Origin of the sequence: Aeromonas sp. HMWF015, from assembly GCF_963878965.1 — a bacterium.
Classification (GTDB): Bacteria; Pseudomonadota; Gammaproteobacteria; order Enterobacterales; family Aeromonadaceae; genus Aeromonas; species Aeromonas veronii.
Genome location: NZ_CAWNZT010000247.1, coordinates 1 through 2,129, shown reverse-complemented (window position 1 = coordinate 2,129; position 2,129 = coordinate 1). Strand labels below are relative to the sequence as shown.

Below are 2,129 nucleotides of genomic sequence, written 5' to 3'. Positions count from 1 at the left end.
AAAACGGGAGGGAGACAATATTGGATCGCCATTGTTCGCTTGGCTGGTCGTTCACCAGTATGTCGATTGCGCCGTGGCCAAGCCCAGTTAGCGCATCCACGTAGGAGGGGTAAACCTTGTAGCGCAGGGTTAACCCGAGCGTTCTGGCAATCTGCTGCGCAATGTCGGGGACTGGGCCGGTAAAACGTTGATCTGCATCCTTATAGCTGTATGGAGGATCACCCATCATCGGCATGCCGATGACCAGCTCCTGGTGTGATGACAGCCAGGCGCGCTCAGACAGATCAAACTCGTCTTCATTCAGACTGGTAATGGCGTGCGCCGCTACGCCCCAGAGCAGTAGCAGGAGAAATAGGAATAGACGATCACATTGGCGGAGCATCAGAAGGAATCCAACAGAATTGGGCGCATATTGTAAGTGCATTAAAATGCAGCGGCCAACATCAATTTACTCAATATTGGGCCACGACATGCCACTGTGCGGCTGTGAGCCCGGCTAGTACCGGGATGGCAACCTGATGATAAAACCTGCACGGTGATGCGCCTGATTTTTTGCCAAAGGCCAGTTCAAGGGGGATGTTGGACAAAAATCCAACCAGTTTGATATCGGTAAACAACATGGACATGGACAAATAAAAAGGGCCACCTCTTGCGAGGTGGCCCTTTCCAAACGTTTGGTGGAGCTGGGGGGATTTGAACCCCCGTCCAAAATTACTACATCCTTGGCACTACATGCTTAGTCACTCTTTACATTCGCCAACCCGCTGCGGAGAGACACGCCACGAATTGACTAGCTCGATTGGTTTTAATGCTTCCGCCCCGAGCAGGACTTCCACACGATCCTGTGAAGGATGACCTTCCGATTCCCTAGGACACAGGCAAGCTAGGGTAGAAGGGCTCTATGCAGGTTATTAAGCTGCTAGTGCGTAGTTTTCGTCGTTTGCGACTATTTTTTTGCGGTTTATTAACGAGGCCTACCGCACCTCGGCATGCACCTTGGGTTTCGTGAATCTTGTCGAATCCAGAATCAGCCCCAAGTTGTTAATTGCGATTGTACGCAAAAATGCTGTCATAGCAAGGCGTTGATACCCATTCCCTCTGGCAGCCAGTCTGTTTGCCGATTTATTGTACGCAGCTGAGCCTGAAGAGCCAGCTGCGCCGGGGGAAGGTGAACCTGCGTCCTGATCCTGCCAGTAGTGGGTTAGCCGCGATGCTTGTTCTTCATGATGCGGGCTTTTTCCCGATCCCACTCGCGGGCCTTGGTATCTTCGCGCTTGTCGTGCTCTTTCTTGCCCTTCACCAGACCGATCTCGACCTTGACCCAACACTGTTTCCAGTAGAGGGCGAGGGGAACTATGGTGTAGCCCTGACGGGCAATCAGGCTTTCGAGCTTGTCGAGTTCACGACGGCTCAGCAGTAGTTTGCGGGTGCGGGTCGGGTCACATACCACGTGGCTGGAGGCCGCTTGCAGTGGCAGGAAGCTGGAGCCGAACAGATAGGCCTCGCCATCGCGGAAGATGACATAGGCTTCGCTGATGTTGGCCTTGCCCGCCCGCAGGGATTTTACTTCCCACCCTTGCAGGGACAGACCCGCTTCGATCTTCTCTTCGATGAAGTATTCGTGGCGCGCGGTTCTGTTGAGTGCAATGGTGCTGGACCCGGCTTTGTTTTTACTGTTTTTTTTGCTCATGACGGGCGATTTCCGGCAATGACTAGGAGGCTCGTATTATACGTAGGCAGGGGCGGCTGTAAAACGCGCAGCAGGTCAAGTGGTGGCTTTCTGAGCGGTTTGGCTGAGGTTTTACCTCCACAACCCCAAACATGGTGATAAAATCGCGCCGATTGGATGAGGAAAAGCCATGCCCCGAATTACGCGCAGTGCCCTGGTGATGTTCAGTGCAGAACAGATGTTCAAGTTGGTTAACGATGTGGATGCCTATCCGCAGTTTTTGCCCGGCTGTGTCGGCAGCCGTGTCCACGAGGCTGGCGATGACTACATGATGGCGTCGGTCGATGTGGCCAAGGCGGGGATTGCCAAGACCTTTACTACCCGCAATCAGCTGGATGTGAACCGTCAGATCAGGATGGAGCTGGTGGATGGCCCGTTCCGCAAGCTGGCGGGCTGGTGG

General features: G+C 53.9%; 3 protein-coding genes and 1 other RNA gene. 1 reads left to right on the top strand and 3 read right to left on the bottom strand.

Annotation, left to right across the window (positions count from 1 at the left end; genetic code table 11):
- From AACS18_RS13185 to smpB, 3 genes are all read right to left on the bottom strand, one after another.
- Positions 1-382: transporter substrate-binding domain-containing protein (locus tag AACS18_RS13185; protein WP_146184762.1), on the bottom strand; the 382-nt coding region annotated here is incomplete at its 3' end.
- Positions 383-675: 293 nt separating this feature from the next.
- Positions 676-1,035: a transfer-messenger RNA gene (gene ssrA / locus AACS18_RS13180) on the bottom strand.
- Between the two features lie 166 nt (positions 1,036-1,201).
- Positions 1,202-1,690 carry an SsrA-binding protein SmpB gene (gene smpB / locus AACS18_RS13175; RefSeq protein WP_005334498.1) on the bottom strand — a complete coding sequence of 163 codons (489 nt, stop codon included), beginning with the start codon at positions 1,688-1,690 and terminating at the stop codon, positions 1,202-1,204.
- A 169-nt stretch (positions 1,691-1,859) separates the two neighbouring features.
- Between smpB and AACS18_RS13170 the strand changes: the two genes are divergently transcribed.
- A partial coding sequence (locus AACS18_RS13170) for an SRPBCC family protein (protein WP_308810796.1) occupies positions 1,860-2,129 on the top strand: 270 nt, incomplete at its 3' end.